Consider the following 23,273-nt stretch of genomic DNA (forward strand, 5'->3'; position numbering starts at 1 on the left):
AGGCACCTGCGGCATCGGCGCGTGCGGGCCGGTTTGGACTCGGGGCACCCGAGCGGCTAGTCTTGCACGGTTGCGTCTGACGCGTCCGGCATGCCCGGAGGTATCGGGCGCAGTTGTACGAAGATCTTGCCCCACACCGGCCACGGTTCGAATCGTGTCCCGGTCTCACCTCGAATACCAAGGAGTTCGCGACTATGGCTGCCGTCTGCGACGTATGCGCCAAGGGACCCGGCTTCGGTAAGTCGGTTTCGCACTCGCACCGCCGTACCAACCGTCGCTGGAACCCCAACATCCAGACCGTCCGCGCGCAGGTCGCGCCGGGTAACTCTCGTCGGCTCAATGTGTGCACCTCGTGCCTCAAGGCCGGCAAGGTGGTCCGGGGCTGACGTTCCCGCACGACATTTTCACGGCAAGGCCCCGATACCTCGGTATCGGGGCCTCCGTCGTCTCCGGCGACTCTGTCGTTTCCGGAGCCGAGCGGTCCTGGTCTAAGTTCGAACGATGACCGAATCAGTCGACCCCCCGGCCACGTCCCCCGTCACCGTCGAGGACGGTGTCCTGTACGTACGGGTGGCGACGCCACGCGGCGGCAACGTGCTGAACGGCGAGGCGATGGCCGCAGGCGCTGCGTCGCTGTCCGATCTCGACGAGTCCGTGGGCGCCGTGCTGCTCGTCGGCGCCGAATCCAACTTCTGCGCCGGTGGCGACGTGCGCGCCTTCCACGGGGCGCCCGACAGAAGCGCGTTCGTCCGGCAGCTCGCCGACACGTTCCACGATTTCGTCCGCGCGCTCACCTCGGTGTCGGTCCCCGTCGTGGCGGGAGTGCCGGGCTGGGCAGCGGGCGCGGGCATGTCGCTCGTGTGTCACGCCGACATCGCGATCGGCGGTCGATCCACCCGGCTCCGTCCCGCGTATCCGGCGCTCGGCTTCACTCCGGACGGCGGTCTGACGTGGGCGCTCCCCCGCATCATCGGCACCCGCCGCGCGCGCGACATCCTGCTCACCGACGGCGTTCTCGGCTCGGACGAGGCCTACCGCCTGGGTCTGCTGACACGGTTGGTCGGTGACGACGTCATCGCATCGGAGGCCGAGCGGGTGGCGCGCTCTCTCGCGGCCGGGCCCACCGAGGTGTCCCGTGCGACCAAGCGGTTACTGCTCGCCTCGGACTCCGCGACGCTGTCCGATCAGCTCGACGCCGAGACCGACTCGATCTCCCACCAGGCGTCCACCGCGGACGGCATCGAGGGTGTCGACGCCTTCGTGGAGAAGCGCCGGCCGTCCTTCGGCCACTGACGGCAGCCTCAGTCCAGACGCCAGTCGACGGGTTCCTCGCCCAGCGTCGCGAGATGGTCGTTCACGGTGCTGAACGGCCGTGACCCGAAGAACCCTCGCGACGCGGACAGCGGTGAGGGATGGACGGACTCGACCGTGGGCGTGGACCCGAGCAGCGGCTTGGCCGTCGCGGCGTCGCGTCCCCAGAGGACCGCGACCAGGGGGCGGCCGGGTCGGTTCACCAGAGCGGTGATCGCCTGCGCCGTCACCGCTTCCCAGCCCTTGCGCCGGTGCGACGCCGCCTTGCCCGGTTCCACGGTCAGAACACGGTTCAGCAGGAGCACACCACGATCGGCCCACGGAGACAGATCACCGGTAGTGGGTGTCGGCAGGCCGAGATCGGCGCTGTACTCGGTGAAGATGTTCGCGAGGCTGCGCGGGACCGGCCGCACGTCGGGCGCGACCGAGAAGCTCAGTCCCACAGCATGTCCCGGCGTCGGATAGGGATCCTGTCCCAGCACCAGCACACGCACCTCCTCGAACGGGCGGCTGAAGGCGCGCAGCACGTCCTCCCCGGCGGGCAGGTAGCCTCGCCCGGCGGCGTTCTCGGCGCGCAGGAAGTCGCCCATCCGGGCGATGTCGTCGGCCACCGGACCGAGCGCGGACGCCCACCCCGGATCCGCGACGGGCGCCGTCACGACAGCACGCGCAGCGCGCCCCGGTAGTACTCCGCATTGGCCTTGTACATCGCGACGTTGACGTCCACGTGCCCCTCCGCCACCTCGTGGCTCTCGCGAACCTTGGCCGGAACCCCCAGTGCCATCCGGCGTTCGGGCACGACGGCGTCGAAGGGGACCACGGCGCCGGCGCCGACGATCGCGCCGGATCCGATGGACGCGCCGTTGAGGACGACACTGCCGGACGCGATGAGGCACGCGTCTCCGATGGTCGCCCCCTCGACGTGCGCGTTGTGCCCGACGACGCACCCGGCGCCGATCACGGTCGGGTGGATCGGCGTGCAGTGCACGACGGTGCCGTCCTGAATGTTCGTGTCCTGCCCCACGGTGATGGTCCCGTAGTCGCCGCGCAGCACCGCCCCGGGCCACACCGACACTCCCGCAGCGAGTGTCACCGCACCGATGACGACGGCATCGGGATGCACGTAGGCGGTGGGGTGGATGTCGGGTTCACGGTCACCGAGTGCGTAGACGGTCATGGCTCCAGCATGTCATCCGGTCAGATCCTTCACCATGCACACCGACTGCTCCTCGTGCCGGTAGAGGCCGAACTTCGGTACGAGCGGTCGATACCCACTCGAGGTGTAGAGGCCGATGGCCTCGGGTTGACGCAATCCGGTCTCGAGGACCAGTCGTAGCCGGCCAGCGTCGCGGGCGGTGTCCTCGATCGTCCGCAGCAGGGCACGCGCGACGCCCGCGCCTCGCGCCTCGGTGCGGACGTACATGCGCTTGATCTCCGCGTCGCCGGTGCGCAGGCCCTCCGCCTCGGGTCCTCCGTGCTCGTGGGTCCGCCAGCCGCCCATACCGACGACGGCGCCGTCCAGGTCGGCCCGCAGCATCACGCCGTGCGGCGGCAGGAACTCTCGGACGTCGAGCGGCGTCTCGTCGGGGCCGCCGTAGCGGCGCACGTACTCCTGCTGGACCTCGTCGATCATCGCGACCACGTCCGGGTCGTCGAGCCGAGTGGTCGTGACCGTCAGAAGCTCGTCCATGCCGCAGGTCCTTCCCATCGCACACCGTCCACCGTGACTCCTGTTCCCGCACTCACGGATCCGATCCGGCGCCAGCCGGTCGGCACGTCGTCGGAGGCGAAGGTCGCGAGCAGCACGTGGTCCTCCCCGCCGCCGAGAGCCCAGTGCAGCGGGTCGACGCCGAGTTCGGTGCCGGCGTGCACCACGTCCTCGGGGATCTCCATGTCGGCCGACGAGATGTCGAGCCGCACAGCGGACATCGCCGCCAGATGTCCCGCGTCGCCGATCACGCCGTCGGACACGTCGCACATCGACGACGCTCCCGCGCGCGCCGCGGCCGGACCGTCGGCGGGATCGGGCGTCGGGACGCGATGTGCTGCCAGCAGATCCGGGTGGGTGGTCGAGCCCGCCTCGTACAGTGCCCACCCGGCAGCGGACCGGCCGGTGGGTCCGGACAGTGCGAGCACATCCCCCGGCCGGGCACCGGACCGCAGCACCGGGGGTCGACCCTCGAGGTCACCCAGCGCGGTGATCGACAACACCAGCCGGTCCCCTCCCGTGACGTCCCCGCCGACGATCGACGCGCCGACTCGCGTCGCCTCCGCCCACAGACCCGCGGTGAGCGCGTCCACGTCCGACACCGCGGTGGTCGACGGGCACGACATCGAGACGAGGAATCCCGTGCACCGCGCCCCCATCGCGGCGATGTCCGCGGCGTTCTGCGCGATGGCCTTTCGGCCGACGTCGTGATGACTCGACCAGTCGAGGCGGAAGTGTCGACCCTCCACCAGCATGTCGGTCGTGACGACGACGCGGGAATCGGGGGCGGCGATCACCGCCGCGTCGTCCCCCGGCCCGATCGCGACCGATGGGGGGTGGACACGGCCGGTCGTCGCGCGGCCGATGAGTGCGAACTCACCGAGGTCCCCCACCGTCCCGGTCGCGGGATCGTCCGCCTGTGACACAGAACTCCTCCATCACCGTCGTGGATCACCGTCGTGCAGCATCCCACGGGGCCTCGTCGTCGTCACGCATCCGGGCCTCCGTCAGGGCGCGGGTAACGTTTCCGCCGAGACCGTTCGACACGAGGGAGCACGATGACGCAGGACGAACCGACCGCGACGGACGAATCGGCCACGGGTCTGCACCCCGCTCTGATCGCCACCGCGATCGCCCTGCCCGTCGCGCTCGTCGTCGGCATCATCGTCGCGGCGGTCATGGCGAACAGAACTCCCGTCCGCGAGCCCGTCGCTCTCGGCGCGGTCCCCTCGCCGCTCGCCGAGAGCACCGAGTGCGCGACGTTGCTCGGCGCACTGCCCGAGACGTTCGACTCGTTCACCCGCGCCGAGCTGGCCGACCCTGCGCCCGTGGGTGCGGCCGCCTGGCAGTCCAAGGACGTCACCGACCCCATCGTGCTGCGGTGCGGGCTCGAGCGTCCGGCGGAATTCGATCAGGCCGCCGCTCTCGACGTCGTCGACGGCGTGCAGTGGTTCCGGGTGTCGGGCGCGGATCAGGGCCTCGCCGCGAGCACCTGGTTCGTCGTCGACCGGGGCGTGTACGCCGCGGCCACCATCCCCGACGGCACGGGCCCCACACCGATCCAGGCCCTGTCTGCCGCGGTGTCGGGAGCCCTCCCGCAGACGCCGCTGGACCCCGCTCCGATCAACTGATCCGGCAGGGCCGACCTCTCACCGCAGTCCGGTCCCCCGTGCGAGCGCGGTGTCGACGAGAGTGCCGACGAGCTCCGAGTAGCCGACGCCCGTCGCCTCCCACATCCGCGGGTACATCGAGATGGCCGTGAAGCCGGGCATCGTGTTGATCTCGTTGATCACCGGACCGTCGTCGGTCACGAAGAAGTCGACGCGCGCGAGACCTTGCAGATCCAGCGCAGCGAAGGCACGGACCGCGATCTCCCGCAGCACCGTCGAGACGTCGTCGTCCAGCAGGGCCGGGATGTCGAACTCGACCACGTCGTCGAGGTACTTGCTGTCGAAGTCGTAGAACGTCGCACCACCGGCCGACGCCGAGGCCTCGTCCATGCGGATCTCGGCGACGACGCTGGCGCGGACGGAGCCGTCCGGCATCTCCAGGACACCGCACTCCACCTCGCGGCCGACGATGGCGGCCTCGATCACGACCTTCGGATCATGTTCTCGCGCAACCGCCACCGCGTCGTCCAACTCGTCCCAGTCGACGATGCGCGTGATCCCGATCGACGATCCGCCGCGGGCCGGCTTCACGAACGCGGGAAGACCGATGACGTCGCGCTCGTCGGAGGTCAGGGTCTCGCGATCGCGGCGCAGGACGACCTGGCGGCCGACGGGAAGGCCCTCGGCCGCGAGCAGCTTCTTGGTGAACTCCTTGTCCATCGCCGCGGCGCTCGCGAGGACTCCCGGTCCCACGTAGGGGACGCCGGCGACCTCGAACAGCCCCTGGACCGTGCCGTCCTCGCCGTAGGCACCGTGCAGCACCGGGAAGACGACGTCGACCGCACCGATGTCCTCCGCCGTCCCGTCGACGGAGCGCGTGATGCGACCGGGGTTCTCGGGATCGACTCCGAGAGCGAGCGGGGCGCCCGCACCGGCGACCGACGGGAGAACGCGATTCCGGATCTGCAACTCCGTCGGGTCGGCGGTGCCCTCGACCCACGTTCCGGCGCGCGTGATCCCGATGGGGATCACGTCGAAGCGGTCGGAGTCGAGGTGACGCATGACGCTTCCTGCCGAGACGCAGGAGACGGAGTGTTCGTTGCTTCGACCGCCGTAGATCACGGCGACCTTGATGGGATCGGTCACGTGAGCACCGTACCGGCGAACCCCGGACGAGGCGTGACGCGCACCGCCGCGGTTCACTCCGGCTTGTGACGACGCCCCAGGAGGCTGTGGACGGCGTCCGGAACGGAGAGGCCCTCGTGGCAGACCCGGTGGACCGCGTCGGTGAGCGGCATCTCCACGTCGTAGGCCTCCGCGAGAGCTCGGATGGATGTGCACGACTTCACACCCTCGGCCACCTGACCGTGCGCCGCTTCCTGCGCACTCTCCAGCGAGCCACCCGACCCCAGCCGCTCGCCGAACGTGCGATTACGCGAGAGCGGGGACGAGCACGTGGCGACGAGGTCACCCACCCCGGCGAGACCCGCGAGCGTCGACGGGTTGGCGCCGAGCGCGACACCGAGACGGGTCACTTCGGCGAGACCGCGGGTGATGATGCTGGCGACCGAGTTCTCCCCGAAACCGATACCCGCCGCCATGCCGCACGCGAGGGCGATGACGTTCTTGCACGCACCGCCGATCTCGCACCCGATGACGTCGGAGTTCGTGTACGGGCGGAAGTAGCTGGTGGCACACGCCGACTGGAGCGCGATCGCGCGATTGGAGTCCGGGCACGCGATGACCGTCGCGGTGGGTTGCTCGGCGGCGATCTCCTTGGCGAGGTTCGGTCCCGACAACGTGCCGACGCGACTCGGGTCCGCACCGGTGACCTGACAGATCACCTGCGACATGCGCATGAGGGTCCCCGTCTCGATGCCCTTGGCGAGCGAGAGCAGGGTGACGTCCGACCCCATCAGCGGTGCCCATTCCGCCAGGTTGGCGCGCAAGGCCTGCGAGGGCACCGCGAGGACGACCGTGCAGGCCCCGTCCAACGCCTCCGCGGCGTCGTGAGTCGCTCGAATGGCCGACGGCAGTGCGACTCCCGGAAGGTAGTCGTCGTTCCGGTGGTTCTCCTGGATGGACGTCGCGAGTTCCTCTCGACGCGCCCACATGGTCACGTCGGTGCCCGCGTCGGCGAGCACCTTCGCGAACGCGGTTCCCCACGAACCGGAACCGAGCACCGCTGCCTTGACCATGACCCAGCCTTTCCTCGATCGACACGAGGCCGTCGCCCGCTCGGCAGCCCTGGCGGCTCACAGTAGCGATGTCGGAGGCCTGCCGAACGAAGTCGGCGGTAATGACTGCTGGCAGGATCGACGGTCATGAGCACGCCCAGTCGACCTCCGACCGACACCGCCCCACGGCGCGGTGTCCATCTCGTGCTCGCGGTGAAGAACCTCGTCGACGCGAAGAGCCGACTGTCCACGACCTTCCCCGGCGACGAACGCGCCGAACTCGTGCTGGCGATGTTGCGCGACACCGCGTCGGCCGCCGCAGCGGCGGACGTCGTCACCGGATGGTCGGTCGTCACGCCGGACTCTCGCGTCGCGAGCGTCGCCGTCGCCCTCGGCGGACACACGGTGTCCGAACCCGAGTCGGGTGCCGCCACCACCGTGGAGCGACTCAATCGCGCCCTGTCCGCAGCGGACGACGCGATCAGTGACGCCCACGGCGGCGACGTGATCGCCCTGCAGGCCGACCTCCCCGCCCTGCGCACCGCGGAACTGGTCGCGGCCTACGCCGCCGCTCCCCCGGACACCCGCTCGGTGGTGATCGATCACACCGGAACCGGAACGTCGGCCCTGATCGTGCGGGGTCGCCCCCGGCGCCTCGAACCACGGTTCGGTCCGGACTCGGCCTCGCGCCACGTCGATTCCGGGGCGTTCCCTCTCCGCGGCACCTGGCCGGGTCTGCGTCTGGACGTGGACACGGCGGACGACGTCCGCGCCGCCCTCGACCTGGGGGTGGGGCCCCACACCGCCGCGCTGCTCGCCGAGCTGGGCTGGACCGCCGCGCGCTGACACGGCCGGGCGAGGCCCGTCGCGAATTCGCACGCGGTCGACTACTCGCGCTCGGCCCGCGTGAGGGATGATCGACGCGTGACCAACGAGGCGACCGAGAACACGACCGACGCCCCTTCCCGTTCCGGGGCCCCCACGAGTTCCGCAGCACCCGGTGACGCCGTCGACGGTGAGTGGAGCGCGCCGTTGGCCAGCCGCGCACCCTCCGCACCCACGGCACCGCCGGCCGCGACATCGGACACCGCGGTGCCGGTGGACCTGCTCCCGGAGGACCGCTATCTCAATCGCGAGTTGAGCTGGCTCGACTTCAACTCACGGGTGCTGGCGCTCGCAGAGGACTCGTCGCTGCCGCTGCTCGAGCGGGCGAAGTTCCTCGCCATCTTCGCCAGCAACCTCGACGAGTTCTACATGGTGCGGGTGGCCGGCCTCAAGCGCCGCGACGAGACCGGCCTGTCCGTCCGCTCCGCCGACGGACTCTCCCCCCGCGAGCAGCTGGCGTTGATCGCCCAGCGCACCCAGGAGATCGCCGACCGTCACGCCCGCACCTTCATCGACCGCATCCTGCCGGAGCTGGCGAACGAGGGGATCTCGGTCATCCGGTGGTCGGAGGTCACCTCCGACGAGCGGACCCGTCTGACACGGTATTTCACCGAGCAGGTGTTCCCCGTCCTCACCCCGCTGGCCGTGGATCCCGCCCACCCGTTCCCGTACATCTCCGGACTGAGCCTCAATCTCGCTGTGACGGTGAAGGACTCGACCACGGGCGGCGAGCACTTCGCCAGGGTGAAGGTCCCGGACAACGTCGATCGGTTCGTGCAGTTGCACCGAGGCGACGTCGGCGCCGTGCCCGCGTTCCTTCCCATGGAGGAGCTCATCGCGGCGCATCTCGACGTTCTGTTCCCGGGACTCCAGATCGTCGAGCACCACGCCTTCCGCATCACGCGCAACGCCGATTTCGAGGTGGAGGAGGATCGGGACGAGGACCTCCTGCAGGCCCTCGAGCGCGAACTCGCGCGCCGCCGTTTCGGATCGCCCGTGCGCCTCGAGGTCGCGGACGACATGACCGACCACATGCTCAGCCTGTTGCTGCGCGAGTTGGACGTCGATCCCGGCGACGTCATCCAGGTGCCGGGACTGCTCGATCTGTCGTGCCTCATGCAGCTCTACGGCGTCGACAAGCCCGTCCTGAAGGACGCACCGTTCGTGCCGGCGACGCACCCCGCCTTCGGAGAGCGTGAGACGCCCAAGTCGATCTTCTCCACGCTGCGCGACGGGGACGTGCTGCTGCATCACCCGTACGACTCGTTCTCCACCAGCGTGCAGCGCTTCATCGAGCAGGCGGCAGCCGATCCGCACGTGCTCGCCATCAAGCAGACCCTCTATCGGACGTCGGGCGACTCCCCCATCGTCAACGCACTGATCGCCGCGGCGGAGGCCGGCAAGCAGGTCGTGACTCTCGTGGAGATCAAGGCGCGCTTCGACGAACAGGCCAACATCGCCTGGGCACGCAAACTGGAGCAGGCCGGCGTGCACGTGGTCTACGGGTTGGTCGGCCTGAAGACCCACTGCAAGACGTGCCTCGTCGTCCGCCGCGAAGGCGACACCATTCGCCGGTACTGCCACATCGGCACCGGCAACTACAACCCCAAGACCGCCCGACTCTACGAGGACGTGGGTCTCATCACGGCCGCCGAGGAGATCGGCGCCGACCTCACCGACCTGTTCAACTCGCTCACCGGTTACTCGCGCAAGGAGCAGTACCGGAACCTCCTCGTCGCGCCGTTCGGTGTGCGGGCGGGAATCGTCGAGCGCATCGAGGCCGAGGTGCGGGCGCACAAGGACGGCGCGAAAGCCCGAATCCGCCTGAAGGCCAACGCACTCGTCGACGAGCAGGTGATCGACGCGCTGTACTGGGCGTCCACCGAGGGCGTCCAGGTCGAGGTGGTCGTGCGCGGTATCTGCGCTCTCAAACCGGGCGTACCCGGTCTCAGCGAGAACATTCAGGTGCGGTCGATTCTCGGACGGTTCCTCGAACACTCGCGTGTGTTGCACTTCGAGGCGATCGACGAGTTCTGGATCGGCAGCGCGGACATGATGCACCGCAACCTCGATCGACGCGTGGAGGTCATGGCTCAGGTGAAGGACCCGAAGCTGTCCGGTCAGCTGAACTCGATGCTCGACTCGGCCATGGACGTCACGACCCGCTGCTGGGTACTGCAGTCCGACGGCGCCTGGACGGCGTCCCCCGCGAGCGGCGAGACGGTGCGGGATCACCAGGTCTCCCTCATGCGCCAGCGTCGCTACACCGGATCGTGAGGTGGGTCGATGAGCAGCTCACGCGCATCGAAGACGCCTGATCCGGTCCTGGCCGCGGGTGCGGTGCTGTGGCGTCCGGGCCCCGAGGGCGACGAGCCGATGGTGGCGCTGGTGCATCGACCGCGCTACGACGACTGGTCCCTTCCGAAGGGCAAGGTCGAGGCCGACGAGGTATCCGCTGTCGCCGCCGTCCGAGAAGTGTGGGAGGAGACCGGTTTCCGGTGCGTTCTCGGACACGGTCTCGGAACCACCACCTACCCGCTCCCGCGCTCGAAGAAGATCAAGCAGGTGGACTACTGGGCCGCTCGAGTCGTGGACGGCGAGTTCGCCGTCAACGACGAGGTCGACGAACTGCGGTGGCTCACACCCGCCGAGGCTCGTGATCTCGCGACCTACGAGGCGGACCGGGACGTCGTCGGCCGTTTCGCGCAGCACCCTGTCCCGACGAGTACGGCTGTGCTGGTGCGCCATGCGCGGGCGGGGAGCAAGGCTCGCTACAAGGGGGACGACGCCGAACGGCCTCTCGACAGCGTCGGGGTCCGCCAGGCGGCCGCACTGGTTCCTCTGATCCAGGCCTACGGCGGCACCGACGGATTCACCGCCGAGCGTGCTCGGTGCGTCCAGACCATCGCGCCGTGGGCCGAGTCCGTCGGAGTCGATCTGGCCCTGGAGCCCACGCTGACCGAGGAGGGGTACGCGCAGGATCCCGACAAGGGACGTCAGCGCGCACGCGAGATCATCGCCTCGACGTCCGGCGTTCCGGTGATCTGCAGTCAGGGCAAGGTGATTCCGAACCTGATGGAGTGGTGGGCCGAGAGCGACGGCGTCGAACTCTCCCGCACCCGATCACGCAAGGCCAGCGTCTGGGTGCTCAGCTTCGTCGGTGGTGTGCTGGTGGCAGCGGACTACACCGATTCGCCACTCCCGCGTAGCCGGCACGACTGAACTGCCGGTACGGCCGACACGAACACGAAGGAGCCCCGGACCGATGGTCCGGGGCTCCTTCGTGCCGAACGGGAACGTTACTTGCGTGCAGTACGTTTCGCCGGCGCCTTCTTGGCGGGCGCCTTCTTCGCGGGCGCGGCCTTCTTGGCCGGGGTGGTCTTCTTGGCTGCAGTCTTGGCCGGTGCCTTCGTCGCTGTGGTCTTCTTCGCGGCGGCCGTGGTGGTCTTCTTGGCTGCCGTCTTGGCGGGTGCCTTGGTGGCGGTGGTCTTCTTGGCCGCCGTCTTGGCCGGTGCCTTGGTGGCGGTGGTCTTCTTCGCCGCTGCCTTGGCCGGCGCCTTGGTGGCCGTGGTCTTCTTGGCCGCCGTCTTGGCGGGAGCCTTGGTCGCCGCCTTCGCGGGAGCCTTGGCCGCGGTCTTCTTCGCCGCTGCCGTCTTCTTCGCTGCCGCAGTCTTCTTCGCGGGGGCTGCGGAGGCGCCACGCTTCACGGCGGGGCCCGTGGCGGACAGCTTCTGGCCACCGGCGATGACGGCCTTGAACTGAGCACCGGGACGGAACGCGGGAACGGACGTCGGCTTGACCTTGACGGTCTCGCCGGTGCGCGGGTTACGAGCGACGCGGGCCGCACGGCGACGCTGCTCGAAGACACCGAAGCCGGTGATGGTGACCGACTCGCCGCGGTGCACGGCGCGCACGATGATGTCGACGATGTTCTCGACAGCGTCCGTGGCGCTCCGGCGATCCGCGCCTGTCTTCTCGGTCAGGGCGTCGATCAGTTCTGCCTTGTTCATCGGTGATTCCTCCGCATACTGATTGGCCCGTCGTCGGACCGACTGAGTACCACGGTAAACCGGAAATGCGCACGAGTCCACGAGCCACGCCAAAACAGTCTGTTCGGCTGTAATCGTCGCAGCCACAATGAGTGTCGCGGGAAGGACCTTTTCGGCCCGGAATCAGCGAGCCTGATCGGGCGCCGGAAGTGTCTTCGGCTTCCATTCCGGACGCGACTTCTCGAACTCGGAAATGGCCTCTACCTGGCGTAACGTCAGCGCGACGTCGTCCAGCCCCTCCAGCAGACGCCACCTCGTGTAGTCGTCAATATCGAAGCGCACCACCAGTGTTCCGGCGCTGATCGTCTTCGTCTCGAGGTCGACGGTGAGTTCCGTCCCGGGGCGCTCGTCGAGCAATTTCCACAGCAGTTCCACATCCGATTGCTCGACAACGGCGGCCAGCAGACCCGCCTTTCCGGCGTTTCCGCGGAAGATGTCGGCGAATCTGGACGCGATCACGGCCCGGAATCCGTAGTCCGAGAGTGCCCACACGGCGTGCTCCCGAGAGGACCCGGTGCCGAAGTCGGGTCCGGCGACGAGAACCGAACCCTTGTCGAACGGCGGGGTGTTGAGGACGAAACCGGGATCGGTGCGCCACCCCGCGAAGAGCCCGTCCTCGAAACCCGTTCGGGTCACGCGCTTGAGGTACACGGCGGGGATGATCTGGTCGGTGTCGACGTTGCTGCGGCGCAGCGGGACACCGATTCCGGTGTGCGTGGTGAACGATTCCATGACGAGCTCCTGACGGGGCGTACGAGGGACGGGGCGGACGGATTCTCGGTCGACTCAGCCGAGATCGGCGGGAGCCGACAACCGTCCACGCACCGCGGTGGCGGCGGCGACGGCCGGTGAGACGAGGTGCGTACGGCCGCCCTTGCCCTGGCGCCCTTCGAAATTGCGGTTCGACGTCGAGGCCGATCGCTCACCCGGAGCGAGCTGATCGGGATTCATGCCGAGACACATCGAGCACCCCGCCTGGCGCCATTCCGCCCCTGCGGCAGTGAAGATCGCGCCCAGTCCCTCGTCCTCGGCCTGTGCGCGCACGCGCATCGAGCCGGGAACGACGAGCATCCGCACACCGTCGGCAACGGTACGGCCGTCCAAGATCTTCGCTGCCACACGGAGATCCTCGATCCGACCGTTGGTGCAGGACCCCAGGAAGACGGTGTCGACCGCGATGTCGCGCAACGGCGTGCCCGGCTCGAGACCCATGTAGGTGAGCGCCTTCTCGGCGGACTGACTCTCGCCCTCGTCGAGGATCTCGGCCGGATCGGGTACCGACGCACTGAGGGGGGCGCCCTGACCGGGGTTGGTGCCCCAGGTGACGAACGGAGTCAGCGCCGACCCGTCGATCCGCACTTCCTTGTCGAAGACGGCACCGTCGTCGGTGACGAGCGTGGACCAGTCGGCGACGGCCTGCTCCCACAGCTCACCGGAGGGAGCGTGCGGCCGACCCTTGATGTACTCGAACGTGATCTCGTCGGGGGCGATCATGCCCGCGCGCGCGCCCGCCTCGATGGACATGTTGCAGATGGTCATCCGCGCTTCCATCGACATCTTCCGGATGGCCTCGCCGCGGTACTCGATGACGTAGCCCTGCCCACCGCCCGTACCGATCTGTGCGATGACCGCCAGGATCAGGTCCTTGCTGCCGACGTCGTCACCGAGCTCGCCGTCCACCGTGACCGACATGGTCTTGAAGGGGCGCAACGACAGTGTCTGGGTCGCCAGCACGTGCTCGACCTCACTGGTGCCGATGCCCATCGCGAGGGCGCCGAACGCGCCGTGCGTCGAGGTGTGGCTGTCCCCGCACACGACAGTGGTTCCCGGCTGCGTCAGACCGAGCTGGGGCCCGATGATGTGCACGATGCCCTGCTCGATGTCGCCCATCGAATGCAGGCGGATGCCGAACTCCTCGCAGTTGCGCCGCAGGGTGTCCACCTGCGTCCGGGAGACGAGATCCGCGATCGGCTGGTCGATGTCGACCGTCGGGACGTTGTGGTCCTCCGTCGCGATCGTCAGATCGGGCCGGCGCACGGGCCGACCGGCCAGACGCAGTCCGTCGAACGCCTGCGGGCTGGTGACCTCGTGCACGAGGTGGAGATCGATGTAGACGAGATCCGGCTTGGTCGCGTCACCCTCACCACCGCCGCGAACGACGACGTGCTGATCCCAGACCTTCTCCGCCAGGGTCTTCGCTGCCATGACTCCACCTTTCGACCGACGACGATCACCATCTCACCTTGTGAGACGCTAGTATCGCTACATGGGACAGCATAGCGGCATCGGCGTTCTGGACAAAGCAATGAGCGTTCTGCAGGCTGCGTCACTCGATCCGTGCAGCCTCGCCGACCTGTGTTCCGCCACCGGACTCCCCCGCGCCACCGCGCATCGGCTCGCCATCGGACTCGAGACGCACCGCATGCTGAGCCGTGACGCCGACGGACTGTGGCGACCGGGGCCGGCGCTCGCCGAACTCGCGCACACCGCCGAGGACCCTCTTCTCGACGCCGCGGCCACGGTGCTGCCACGGCTGCGCGAGATCACCGGGGAGAGCGTGCAGGTCTACCGCATCGACGGCACGGTGCGCGTGTGCGTGGCCTCCATGGAACCTCCCACCGGGCTGCGCGACACCGTGCTCGTCGGCGCCCGCCTCCCCCTCACCGCCGGCTCCGGCGCCAAGGTGCTGTTGGCGTGGGCCGACCCCGCACTACAGCGCAGCGTCCTCCCCGACGCCGCCTTCGGTGAGCGAGTGCTAGCCGAGGTACGCAAGCGCGGCTGGGCGCAGAGCGCCGCCGAGCGCGAGCCCGGCGTCGCCAGCGTCGCCGCACCGATCCGCGGACGCGACGACCGCGTGGTCGCCGCGATCTCCGTGTCCGGCCCGATCGACCGCATGGGGCGCCGCCCCGGAGCGCGCTGGGCCGCCGACCTTCTCGCGGCCGCGGACGCCGTGCAGAAACGCCTCTGAGGCGGAGCGTCTCTGCCGGGCTACCGGAACTCGTGCACCGTCGGCTGCGGCGTGGACAGCCAGTTCCTCACGTTGCCCCGGTGCAGGCGCAGCACACCGCCCACCATGCCCACCGCGGACTTGGCGAGGTACTTGCGGTTGCCCATCATCGCGATGGCCGTTGCTCGGCCGAAGTGGTTGATGAACGCGCGCTCGGTGACATAACTGCCGAATCCCTCTGCTGCAGCACGGATGCAGAAGTCGACGTCCGCACCCCACCCCGTGGACCCGAAATTGCGTTCGTCGTATCCGCCGAGCGCCAGCCAGGTGTCCTTGGTGATGGTCATGGCGGTTCCGTCCACGGCGTAGCACTTGCGGTACCGGTCGACCGGAACGTAGTCCTCGGCCGGCCCGGAGTACGTCGTCTTCATGTCTCGGTGGCCGTACGCGTCGTCGTAGACGGGCACGACGATGCCTGCATCGGTCGGCAGTTGCGGGTCGGTCGCCGCGTCGAGGAACCCGCGGGACAATCGCGTGTCGTTGTTCAGCGTCATCGCATGGGTGTGGCCGTCGCTGAAGGCGATGCGGAAGCCGAGGTTCGATCCGCCGGCCCAGCCGAGATTGCGGCCGGGCGTGACGACGCGCTCGTCGGCGAGCGGGATGTAGTCACCGCGGTTGTCGATGATCACGAAGGTGGCGTTCTCGCGTCGCAGATCCTGGACCACAGCGTGGGTGTAGTCGATCTGGCCGTAGACGGGAACAGCGATGAGTAGTGAGGACACCCAGTGAACCTACGACACACCGACACGGCCTCACCACCGGAGCGTGAGGGCACAGCTTCCCCGGAAGCGACTCGAGGACCACCGCATCGCGGTGGTCCTCGAGTGTTGTAGCCCCGACGGGATTCGAACCCGCGCTACCGCCTTGAGAGGGCGGCGTCCTAGGCCGCTAGACGACGGGGCCAGGATCTTCATCTGTGAATCAGGTGGAGCAACCGGAAGAGCATAACCGGCCGAGAGCATCCGACGAAATCGGGTGTTTCTCCGCTGGGGTACCAGGACTCGAACCTAGAATGGCGGTACCAGAAACCGCTGTGTTGCCAATTACACCATACCCCAATGGCCTGGTCCGGCCGCGTTCTCCGGGCCGTTTCGAGCCGTGGAGAACACTACCAAACACCATCCCGCATTCACCAAATCGGCTGGTCAGCGGGCTGAGTCGGTCGACTGCGACCCGTCGGGCTCGCCGAAGGTGACCTCGATCTCCTCGAAACCCTTGCTTCGCTGCGCCTCCGCCTGCGCCGTGTACGCGTCTCGATCACCGTCGGTCAGTTCGACGTTGTCCGTGAACGGGGTGAGCAGAGCGCGCGGGTGCAACCTGTCGGTCCGCACGACGTTCACCTCGATGCACAGCACCAACACCAGCGAGGAGATGTAGAGGAACGCGAGCAGCCCGAGGACGATCGCGAACACACCGTTGGTGGTGTCCGCACCGCCGACGACGCGTTGGACGTACAGCCCACCGAAGGACTGCAGGGCCTGCCACAGCAGCGCGCCGATGACGGCTCCGGGAAGCACGTCGCGCACGCTCACCGCACGCGTGGTCCCGAGCCGGAACGCCACGACGAACGTGGCGGTGTTGAGCACGATCGCCGCGATCGTGACGAGCACCTGTGCGACCGTGCCGAAGAAGCCCGCCGCGTTGAAACCGTTCAGGACCGTGACGCCGATGACGGCCGTCCCGACGGTCAGCAGCAGGCCGAAGCCGCGCACCCGCGCCCGGACGGGATCGGGGCGATCGTTCTTCGGGACGGACCAGGCGACGTTCATCGCGTTCTGTGCGGCCACCGCCACACCCAGGCCGCCGTAGAGCGATCCCAGGACACCGATGACGATAGCCCCGGTCCCCCCGCTCAGCCCTTCCGGTTGGCCGAGTTGTTCACCGATCAAGGGGATCTGGCTCATGGCCGAATCGATGATCCGTTGCTGCAGTTCGGGATCACCGGCCAGGACGATGCCCAGGACGGTGGAGAACAGCAACAGCAACGGGAACAGCGAGATGAAACCGAAATAGGCGATGAGCGCTGCCAGGTAGCCGCCCTGGTCGTCGAAGAATTTGTAGAACACGGCCAACGGGAATCCCATGGCGGGATGCCGCTGCTGAAATCTGTCGATCCGATCGGTGAAGCTCATCACCGCACCCTTTCGCCCGAACTGCCCCGAGTCACCTCAGACGATCGACGCACGAGCCGACCGCAATCGGGCCAGCGTCAGCTCCCGGCCCAGCAGCACCATCGACTCGTACAGCGGTGGGCTGATGTGGGAACCGGTCACCGCCACGCGCACCGGCGCGAACGCCTTACGCGGCTTCAGCTCCATCTCGTCGATCAGCGCGACCTTGAGAGCCGACTCCAAGGCCTCCGCAGTCCACTCCGGTGCGCCCTCGACGGCGCTCACCGTCGCGTCCAGAACGGGTGCCGCGTCGGCGCCCAGATGCTTGGCTGCCGAAGCCGGATCGACCGTGAACTCGTCGGCGGGGGCAAGCAGGAACTTCAGCAGTCCCCAGGCGTCGGACAGCACGACGATGCGCGTCTGCACCAGTTCCGCGGCCTCGGCGAACGCTGCGTCCGACACCCCGATCGGATGGCCGTGCGTCTCGAGATACGCCCGCAGGCGCGCGGCGAAGTCGGCCGGCTCGAGCAACCGGATGTGTTCGGCGTTGATGGCGTCGGCCTTCTTCTGGTCGAAGCGGGCCGGGTTCGAGTTGACCGTCGAGATGTCGAAGGCACCCACCATCTCGTCGAGCGAGAACACGTCCCGGTCCTCGGAGAATCCCCACCCGAGGAGAGCCAGGTAGTTCAGCAGACCTTCGGGGACGAACCCGCGCTCCCGGTGCAGGAAGAGATCGGCCTCGGGGTCGCGCTTCGACAACTTCTTGTTGCCCTGCCCCATCACGAACGGGAGGTGCCCGAACTGCGGAATGCGTTCTGCCACACCGATGCGCACGAGGGCTTCGTACAGCGCGATCTGACGCGGGGTCGAGGACAGCAGATCCTCACCGCGCAGGACGTGCGTGATCTTCATCAGCGCGTCGTCCACGGGGTTCACCAACGTGTACAGCGGGACACCGTTGCCGCGGGTGAGCGCGAAGTCGGGGACCGTGCCGGCGCGGAACGTCGTCTCGCCGCGCACGAGGTCGTTCCACGACAGATCGTGATCGGGCATACGCAACCGGACGACGGGCTTGCGTCCCTCGGCGCGGAAGGCCTCCCGCTGCTCGTCGGTCAGCGTGCGGTCGTGATTGTCGAAGCCCAACTTCGGATCCCGGCCGGCCGCGAGATGCCGCGCCTCCACCTCCTCCGGTGTGGAGAAGCTCTCGTACGCCTCCCCCGCGTCGACGAGCTGCTGCACCACGGCGAGGTGCTGATCGCGGCGCAACGACTGCCGGTACGGCTCGTACGGCCCACCGACCTCGGGACCCTCGTCCCAGTCGAGTCCGAGCCACCGCAGTGCGTCGAGCAGCGCCTGGTACGACTCCTGGGAATCACGTGCGGCGTCGGTGTCCTCGATGCGGAACACGAATGCGCCGCCGTGATGGCGGGCGAACGCCCAGTTGAACAGCGCCGTGCGCACCAGCCCGACGTGCGGGGTTCCGGTGGGCGACGGGCAGAACCGGACGCGGACGTCGGATGCGGGAATGCTCGCGGCGGTCACTTGTCCACCACCGGATTGGTCAGCGTGCCGATGCCCTCGATCTCGACGGACACGCTCTCGCCCGCCACGATCGGCCCCACGCCTTCCGGGGTGCCGGTCAGGATGACGTCACCGGGAAGCAGCGTCATCACCGACGAGATCCACTCGATGATCTTCGGCACGTCGTGCAGCAGGAGCGACGTACGGCTGTTCTGCTTCACCGCGCCGTCCACCGTGGTGGTCACAGCGAGATCCGAGGCGTCGAGCGAGGTCTCGATCCACGGGCCGAGTGGGCAGAAGGTGTCGTAACCCTTGGCGCGGGTCCACTGACCGTCGTGGCGCTGGTTGTCGCGGGCCGTAACGTCGTTCGCAACGGTGTAGCCGAGCACCACGTCGAGAGCGCGTGCTGCCGGAACGTCCTTGCACGGACGGCCGATGACCACCGCGAGCTCACCTTCGAAGTGGACCTCGGACGACGTCGGCGGACGCACGATGTTCGCACCGGGTCCGACGATGGACGTGTTGGGCTTGATGAAGATGACCGGGTCCTCGGGTGCGTCCGAGCCCATCTCCGCGGCGTGCGCCGCGTAGTTCTTGCCGATGCAGATCACCTTGCTGGCCAGAATGGGCGCCAGCAGGCGGACATCGGCCAGGGACCAGCTCCGGCCGGTGAAGGTGGGTGTGCCGAAGGGATGTTCCGCGATCTCTCGCGCCGTCCTCTCGTCTCCGTCGCCTTCGATGGCGACGAATGCAACACCGTCGGGACTCGCTACTCGACCAAGACGCATGGCGGAAGTCTATCGAGCGGCGTCGAGCGGACACCGGCGGGCGACGAACGACGATCACCTACGGGGTAGCATCGGCGACCGGGAGTTCAACAGGCGAGAATGTTGTCCCACATAGTGAGAACGGAGCCGGTATGAGTCGCGTCCAGCGCTACACCACGTCCACGGCGGGTCGGTGGGCGATGCTCGTGATCGGCATGCTCGCGACGGCCTCCACGGCACTGCTTCTGAACGGCGCCGCCTTCCTCATCCCCGCACTTCGGGATCAGCGCGGACTCTCGCTCGCGTCGGCGGGTCTGGTCGTGGCGATGCCGACGGCCGGCATCGTCCTGACGCTGTTCGCGTGGGGCGCCGTCGTCGACCGCGTGGGCGAACGGCGATCCCTGATCGCTGGTTCCGTGCTGACGTCGATGGCCGCCTTCTGCGCCGCCGCGACGGAATCCACGGTGGCGCTGGCCGTCTTCCTGCTGCTCGGCGGCATGGCCGCCGCCAGCGTGAACTCCGCCACCGGACGCGTGGTGGTGGGGTGGTTCCCTCCCCACCGCCGCGGCCTGTCGATGGGCATCCGGCAGATGTCACTCCCTCTCGGAGTCGCACTGTCCGCGTTGCTGATTCCCGGTATCGCCAGCGATCACGGAGTGGGAACCGCGATGCTCCTTCCCGCGGTCGCGTCCGCCCTCTCCGCTCTCGCCTGCCTCGTCGGTGTGTTCGATCCGCCGCGGCCCTCCCGATCGGCCGCCTCGAGTGCCGATCTCCTCGCGAACCCCTACCGCGGGCGTCGCGATCTCTGGCGCATACACGGTGCGTCGGTCGCGCTGGTGGTGCCGCAGTACGTGGTGTGGACGTTCGCCCTCGTCTGGCTCGTGGACCAACGGGCCTGGTCCCCGGAGGCCGCCGGTGTCCTGATCACCGTCTCGCAAATTCTCGGAGCGGGAGGACGCATCGCCGCCGGCGCAGTGTCGGACCGGGTGGGCAGCAGACTCGGACCGATGCGGTGGGTCTCCGTCGGCGTCGTGGCCGTGATGGCCGCGCTGGCGATCGCGGACGCCGCGGGCCTCGCGGTATCGGTGGTGATACTCGTGGTCGCGTCGGTGGCGACGGTGTCACCCAACGGGCTCGCATTCACCGCCGTGGCCGAGCGGGCGGGTCCGTTCTGGAGCGGGCGAGCACTCGGCGCGCAGAACACCAGTCAGTTCATCGCCGCGTCGGCGGTTCCCCCGGTGTTCGGCGCACTGATCACGCACACGTCGTACGCGGTGGCGTTCGGGGTGTCCGCGGCGATCGCGCTTCTCGCGGTACCGACCATTCCGCGAGAAGCGCGAGACCGACTACACCAGTGAGGCGATCCGATCGCCGATCGTCGCGGTCGTGCCCGGATCCCCGGCGGTGCGCGTCGCCAGGTCCTGCGCGACGGCGGACTCGACGCGCGCCGCCGCCTCGGTCTCGCCGAGATGTGCGAGGAGGAGCGACACCGACAGGATGGCGGCCGTCGGATCGGCGATTCCCTTGCCGGCGATGTCCGGCGCACTGCCGTGCACGGGCTCGAACATGCTCGGATTCGTCCGCGTCGCATCGATGTTCGCGCTCGCGGCCAGACCGATACCACCGGCGACCGCGGCCGCGAGATCGGTGATGATGTCGCCGAAGAGATTGTCGGTGACGATCACGTCGAAGCGGCCCGGGTCGGTCACCAGGTGGATCGTCGCCGCGTCGATGTGCTGGTACGCCACCTCGACGTCGGGGAACTCGGCGGCGACCTCGTCGACCGTCCGCTTCCACAGCGATCCCGCGAACCCCAGCACGTTCGTCTTGTGCAGCAGGGTCACGTGCTTGCGACGACCCATCGCTCGCGCGAAGCCGTCACGGACCACGCGCTCCACACCGAACCGCGTGTTGAGGCTGACCTCGGTGGCGACCTCGTGCGGAGTGCCGACGCGGATGGCGCCGCCGTTGCCCGTGTACGGGCCCTCGGTGCCCTCCCGCACGACGACGATGTCGACCGGCTTGTTGCCCGCCAACGGACCGACGACACCCGGGTACAGCTTGGACGGGCGCAGGTTGATGTGGTGATCCAGCGCGAATCGCGCGGTCAGCAACAATCCGCGCTCGAGCACACCGCTGGGCACCGACGGATCACCGATGGCGCCGAGCAGGATGGCGTCGTGGCCGCGGAGCTCCTCGAGAACCGACGGCGGCAGGATCTCTCCCGTCGCGTGATAGCGCCGTGCTCCCAGGTCGTACTCCGTGGTCTCCGCACCGGGCGCGACCACCTCGAGCACCTTGAGTGCCTCGGCCACCACCTCCGGTCCGATGCCGTCTCCGGCCACGACACCCAGCTTCATCGAAGTCCCCTCGTTCGGCGTCGACATCAGGACAGGTCGACCAGCTCGATGGTCGTCGCGCCCACGGAGGCGGCGATGGCGTCCCGAATGTCCTGCGCCACATCACGATCGACGCGCAGCAGGATGGTGGCGCCACCGCCCTCCGCGTCCTGGCTGAGTGCCGCGGCGGCGATGTCGACACCGGCGTCGCCCAGGGCGGTGCCGATGCGTCCGAGCGAGCCGGGACGGTCGTCGTACGTCACGATGAGGTTTTTGCCCTCGGCGCGCAGATCGAAGTTGCGGCCGTTGATGTTGACGATCTTCTCCACGTGCTGGGGACCGGTGAGGGTGCCCGCGACGTTGACGACGGTCCCGTCGCCGTAGACCGCACGGACGTCGACGACGCTCCGGTGGTTGGGGCTCTCGCTGGCCTTGGTCACGTCGGCCGTGACACCACGCTCCTCGGCGAGCGACGGTGCGTTGACGAAGGTGACCGCGTCCTCGATGACGGCGGAGAACAGTCCCCGCAGCGCCGACAGCTTGAGGATGTCGACGTCCTCGGACGCCAGCTCACCGCGCACGTCGACGGACAGCGACGTCGGGAGCTCGTCCGACAGGGCACCCAGCAGGACGCCCTGCTTGCGCACGATGTCGAGCCACGGCGCGACCTCCTCGCCGACGGCACCGCCGGAGACGTTCACCGCGTCGGGCACGAACTCGCCGGCGAGGGCGAGCAGGACGGACTTGGCGACGTCGGTGCCGGCGCGGTCCTGGGCCTCGGTGGTCGAGGCACCGAGGTGCGGGGTGACGACGACCTGCGGGAGCTCGAACAGCGGGCTGTCGGTGCAGGGCTCGCTCGCGTAGACGTCGATACCCGCGGCGAAGACGTGGCCGCTGGTGATCGCGTCGGCGAGAGCCTGCTCGTCGACCAGTCCACCGCGGGCAGCGTTGACGACGATGACGCCCTTCTTGGTCCGAGCGAGCGCCTCCTTGCCGATCAGACCCTTCGTCTCGGGGGTCTTCGGCAGGTGCACGGAGAACATGTCGGCGCGCTCGAGAAGCTCGTCGAGGCTGACCAGCTCGATACCGAGCTGCGCGGCACGAGCCGGCGAGACGTAGGGGTCGTACGCGATGATGTGCGTCTCGAACGCGGCGAGACGCTGCGCGAAGAGCTGACCGATACGGCCGAGCCCGACCACGCCGACGGTCTTGCCGAAGATCTCGACGCCGTTGAACTTGCTGCGCTTCCACTCGTGCTGACGCAGTGTGGCGTCGGCGGCGGGGATCTGGCGAGCAGCCGAGAGCAGGAGCGTCACCGCGTGTTCGGCAGCGGTGTGGATGTTGGACGTGGGGGCGTTGACGACGAGCACGCCGCGCTCGGTGGCTGCGGGGACGTCGACGTTGTCCAGGCCGACGCCGGCGCGGGCGACGATCTTGAGCTTGGTACCGGCAGCGAGCACCTCGGCATCGACCGTGGTCGCGGAGCGGACCAGGATGGCGTCGGCATCGGGGACCGCGGCGAGGAGGGCCGGACGATCCGGACCGTCCACCCACCGGACCTCGACTCCGTCGCCGAGAGCCTCGACGGTGGACTGCGCAAGTTTGTCGGCGATGAGGACGACGGGGCGGCCTGGCTGGCTCACGTGGAGAACTCCCTGATCAGGTGACGGAGAAGAGGTGTGGTTCCGGATTCGTGCGGGCGTCAGCCTAGTGGCCGAGCCGCGACCCGACGCAGGGCACCCGAGGTCGAGGAACTCGACCGCGGGTGCCCCGTGTCAGGAATGCGAG

23 protein-coding genes and 2 tRNA genes are annotated in these 23,273 nt (G+C 68.6%); 8 read left to right on the top strand and 17 right to left on the bottom strand.

The genetic code is table 11. The annotated features are described in order from the left end of the window. The first annotated feature begins 194 nt into the window (after positions 1-194). Positions 195-386, top strand: a complete 192-nt coding sequence (gene rpmB / locus OG947_RS02895) for a 50S ribosomal protein L28 (protein ID WP_042576517.1) — start codon at positions 195-197, stop codon at positions 384-386. Between the two features lie 115 nt (positions 387-501). After that, on the top strand, positions 502-1,293 hold the full coding sequence (locus OG947_RS02900) for an enoyl-CoA hydratase/isomerase family protein (RefSeq protein WP_222630710.1): 792 nt from the start codon (positions 502-504) through the stop codon (positions 1,291-1,293). Between the two features lie 8 nt (positions 1,294-1,301). Here OG947_RS02900 and OG947_RS02905 read toward each other — a convergent pair whose 3' ends face one another. From OG947_RS02905 to OG947_RS02920, 4 genes are read right to left on the bottom strand one after another with little or no spacing between them, the layout of a single operon-like run. Continuing rightward, the gene (locus tag OG947_RS02905) at positions 1,302-1,970 is read right to left on the bottom strand and encodes a uracil-DNA glycosylase (RefSeq protein WP_027506993.1); all 669 of its coding nucleotides are present in this window, start codon (positions 1,968-1,970) and stop codon (positions 1,302-1,304) included. Further along, complete coding sequence (locus OG947_RS02910) at positions 1,967-2,488, bottom strand: gamma carbonic anhydrase family protein (RefSeq protein WP_222637748.1); 522 nt, start codon at positions 2,486-2,488, stop codon at positions 1,967-1,969. The genes OG947_RS02905 and OG947_RS02910 overlap by 4 nt, the downstream gene beginning before the upstream one ends. A 12-nt stretch (positions 2,489-2,500) precedes the next feature. Next, on the bottom strand, positions 2,501-3,001 hold the full coding sequence (locus tag OG947_RS02915; protein WP_037187035.1) for a GNAT family N-acetyltransferase: 501 nt from the start codon (positions 2,999-3,001) through the stop codon (positions 2,501-2,503). Then, positions 2,986-3,945 carry a thiamine-phosphate kinase gene (locus OG947_RS02920; protein ID WP_328813073.1) on the bottom strand — a complete coding sequence of 320 codons (960 nt, stop codon included), beginning with the start codon at positions 3,943-3,945 and terminating at the stop codon, positions 2,986-2,988. The genes OG947_RS02915 and OG947_RS02920 overlap by 16 nt, the downstream gene beginning before the upstream one ends. A 132-nt stretch (positions 3,946-4,077) precedes the next feature. On the opposite strand from OG947_RS02920, the gene OG947_RS02925 reads away from it, so the two are divergent. Next, on the top strand, positions 4,078-4,650 hold the full coding sequence (locus OG947_RS02925) for a DUF3515 domain-containing protein (protein ID WP_328813074.1): 573 nt from the start codon (positions 4,078-4,080) through the stop codon (positions 4,648-4,650). An 18-nt stretch (positions 4,651-4,668) separates the two neighbouring features. On the opposite strand, the gene OG947_RS02930 is transcribed toward OG947_RS02925, so the two are convergent. Further along, entirely contained in the window at positions 4,669-5,775 is a 1,107-nt protein-coding gene (locus OG947_RS02930) for a D-alanine--D-alanine ligase family protein (protein ID WP_328813075.1), read from the bottom strand. 53 nt (positions 5,776-5,828) lie between these two features. Continuing rightward, positions 5,829-6,827 (bottom strand): NAD(P)H-dependent glycerol-3-phosphate dehydrogenase, encoded by a 999-nt coding sequence (locus tag OG947_RS02935; RefSeq protein ID WP_027506999.1) that lies wholly within the window; start codon positions 6,825-6,827, stop codon positions 5,829-5,831. A gap of 126 nt (positions 6,828-6,953) precedes the next feature. Between OG947_RS02935 and cofC the strand changes: the two genes are divergently transcribed. The 3 genes from cofC (at position 6,954) to OG947_RS02950 (ending at position 10,913) form a co-directional block, all read left to right on the top strand. Then, a complete protein-coding gene (cofC, locus tag OG947_RS02940; RefSeq protein WP_027507000.1) occupies positions 6,954-7,652 on the top strand; it encodes a 2-phospho-L-lactate guanylyltransferase in 699 nt (232 codons plus the stop codon). 186 nt (positions 7,653-7,838) lie between these two features. Then, positions 7,839-9,968, top strand: coding sequence for an RNA degradosome polyphosphate kinase (locus OG947_RS02945; RefSeq protein WP_328813957.1), 2,130 nt, complete (start codon positions 7,839-7,841; stop codon positions 9,966-9,968). Between the two features lie 9 nt (positions 9,969-9,977). After that, positions 9,978-10,913 carry an NUDIX hydrolase gene (locus OG947_RS02950; RefSeq protein ID WP_328813076.1) on the top strand — a complete coding sequence of 312 codons (936 nt, stop codon included), beginning with the start codon at positions 9,978-9,980 and terminating at the stop codon, positions 10,911-10,913. Positions 10,914-10,990: 77 nt separating this feature from the next. Here OG947_RS02950 and OG947_RS02955 read toward each other — a convergent pair whose 3' ends face one another. The 3 genes from OG947_RS02955 to leuC all read right to left on the bottom strand — a co-directional run bounded on the left by OG947_RS02955 (position 10,991) and on the right by leuC (position 13,945). Then, on the bottom strand, positions 10,991-11,701 hold the full coding sequence (locus tag OG947_RS02955; protein WP_328813077.1) for an HU family DNA-binding protein: 711 nt from the start codon (positions 11,699-11,701) through the stop codon (positions 10,991-10,993). Between the two features lie 162 nt (positions 11,702-11,863). After that, positions 11,864-12,472 (bottom strand): 3-isopropylmalate dehydratase small subunit, encoded by a 609-nt coding sequence (leuD, locus tag OG947_RS02960; RefSeq protein ID WP_027507004.1) that lies wholly within the window; start codon positions 12,470-12,472, stop codon positions 11,864-11,866. Between the two features lie 54 nt (positions 12,473-12,526). Then, complete coding sequence (leuC, locus tag OG947_RS02965; RefSeq protein WP_204867952.1) at positions 12,527-13,945, bottom strand: 3-isopropylmalate dehydratase large subunit; 1,419 nt, start codon at positions 13,943-13,945, stop codon at positions 12,527-12,529. Between the two features lie 61 nt (positions 13,946-14,006). Between leuC and OG947_RS02970 the strand changes: the two genes are divergently transcribed. Further along, positions 14,007-14,708 carry an IclR family transcriptional regulator gene (locus OG947_RS02970; protein ID WP_328813078.1) on the top strand — a complete coding sequence of 234 codons (702 nt, stop codon included), beginning with the start codon at positions 14,007-14,009 and terminating at the stop codon, positions 14,706-14,708. Positions 14,709-14,728: 20 nt separating this feature from the next. On the opposite strand, the gene OG947_RS02975 is transcribed toward OG947_RS02970, so the two are convergent. The 6 genes from OG947_RS02975 to OG947_RS03000 form a co-directional block, all read right to left on the bottom strand. Further along, positions 14,729-15,469: a glycosyltransferase family 2 protein gene (locus tag OG947_RS02975; protein ID WP_328813079.1), complete on the bottom strand. Its 741-nt coding sequence runs from the start codon at positions 15,467-15,469 to the stop codon at positions 14,729-14,731. Between the two features lie 108 nt (positions 15,470-15,577). Further along, positions 15,578-15,650: transfer RNA gene (locus OG947_RS02980), tRNA-Glu, on the bottom strand. A gap of 83 nt (positions 15,651-15,733) precedes the next feature. Beyond that, positions 15,734-15,805: transfer RNA gene (locus OG947_RS02985), tRNA-Gln, on the bottom strand. 87 nt (positions 15,806-15,892) lie between these two features. After that, the gene (locus OG947_RS02990) at positions 15,893-16,879 is read right to left on the bottom strand and encodes a YihY/virulence factor BrkB family protein (RefSeq protein WP_037187043.1); all 987 of its coding nucleotides are present in this window, start codon (positions 16,877-16,879) and stop codon (positions 15,893-15,895) included. Positions 16,880-16,915: 36 nt separating this feature from the next. Continuing rightward, positions 16,916-18,385, bottom strand: coding sequence for a glutamate--tRNA ligase (gene gltX, locus OG947_RS02995; protein WP_328813959.1), 1,470 nt, complete (start codon positions 18,383-18,385; stop codon positions 16,916-16,918). A gap of 11 nt (positions 18,386-18,396) precedes the next feature. After that, complete coding sequence (locus OG947_RS03000; RefSeq protein ID WP_328813080.1) at positions 18,397-19,167, bottom strand: fumarylacetoacetate hydrolase family protein; 771 nt, start codon at positions 19,165-19,167, stop codon at positions 18,397-18,399. A 131-nt stretch (positions 19,168-19,298) separates the two neighbouring features. On the opposite strand from OG947_RS03000, the gene OG947_RS03005 reads away from it, so the two are divergent. Beyond that, positions 19,299-20,504: an MFS transporter gene (locus OG947_RS03005; protein WP_328813081.1), complete on the top strand. Its 1,206-nt coding sequence runs from the start codon at positions 19,299-19,301 to the stop codon at positions 20,502-20,504. On the opposite strand, the gene OG947_RS03010 is transcribed toward OG947_RS03005, so the two are convergent. Continuing rightward, positions 20,493-21,506 carry a 3-isopropylmalate dehydrogenase gene (locus OG947_RS03010; RefSeq protein WP_056446202.1) on the bottom strand — a complete coding sequence of 338 codons (1,014 nt, stop codon included), beginning with the start codon at positions 21,504-21,506 and terminating at the stop codon, positions 20,493-20,495. The two genes, OG947_RS03005 and OG947_RS03010, sit on opposite strands and share 12 nt — an antisense overlap. A gap of 26 nt (positions 21,507-21,532) precedes the next feature. Further along, entirely contained in the window at positions 21,533-23,128 is a 1,596-nt protein-coding gene (serA, locus tag OG947_RS03015) for a phosphoglycerate dehydrogenase (protein WP_328813082.1), read from the bottom strand. Between the last annotated feature and the right edge of the window lie 145 nt (positions 23,129-23,273).

Source organism: Rhodococcus sp. NBC_00297, assembly GCF_036173065.1.
GTDB lineage: Bacteria > Actinomycetota > Actinomycetes > Mycobacteriales > Mycobacteriaceae > Rhodococcoides.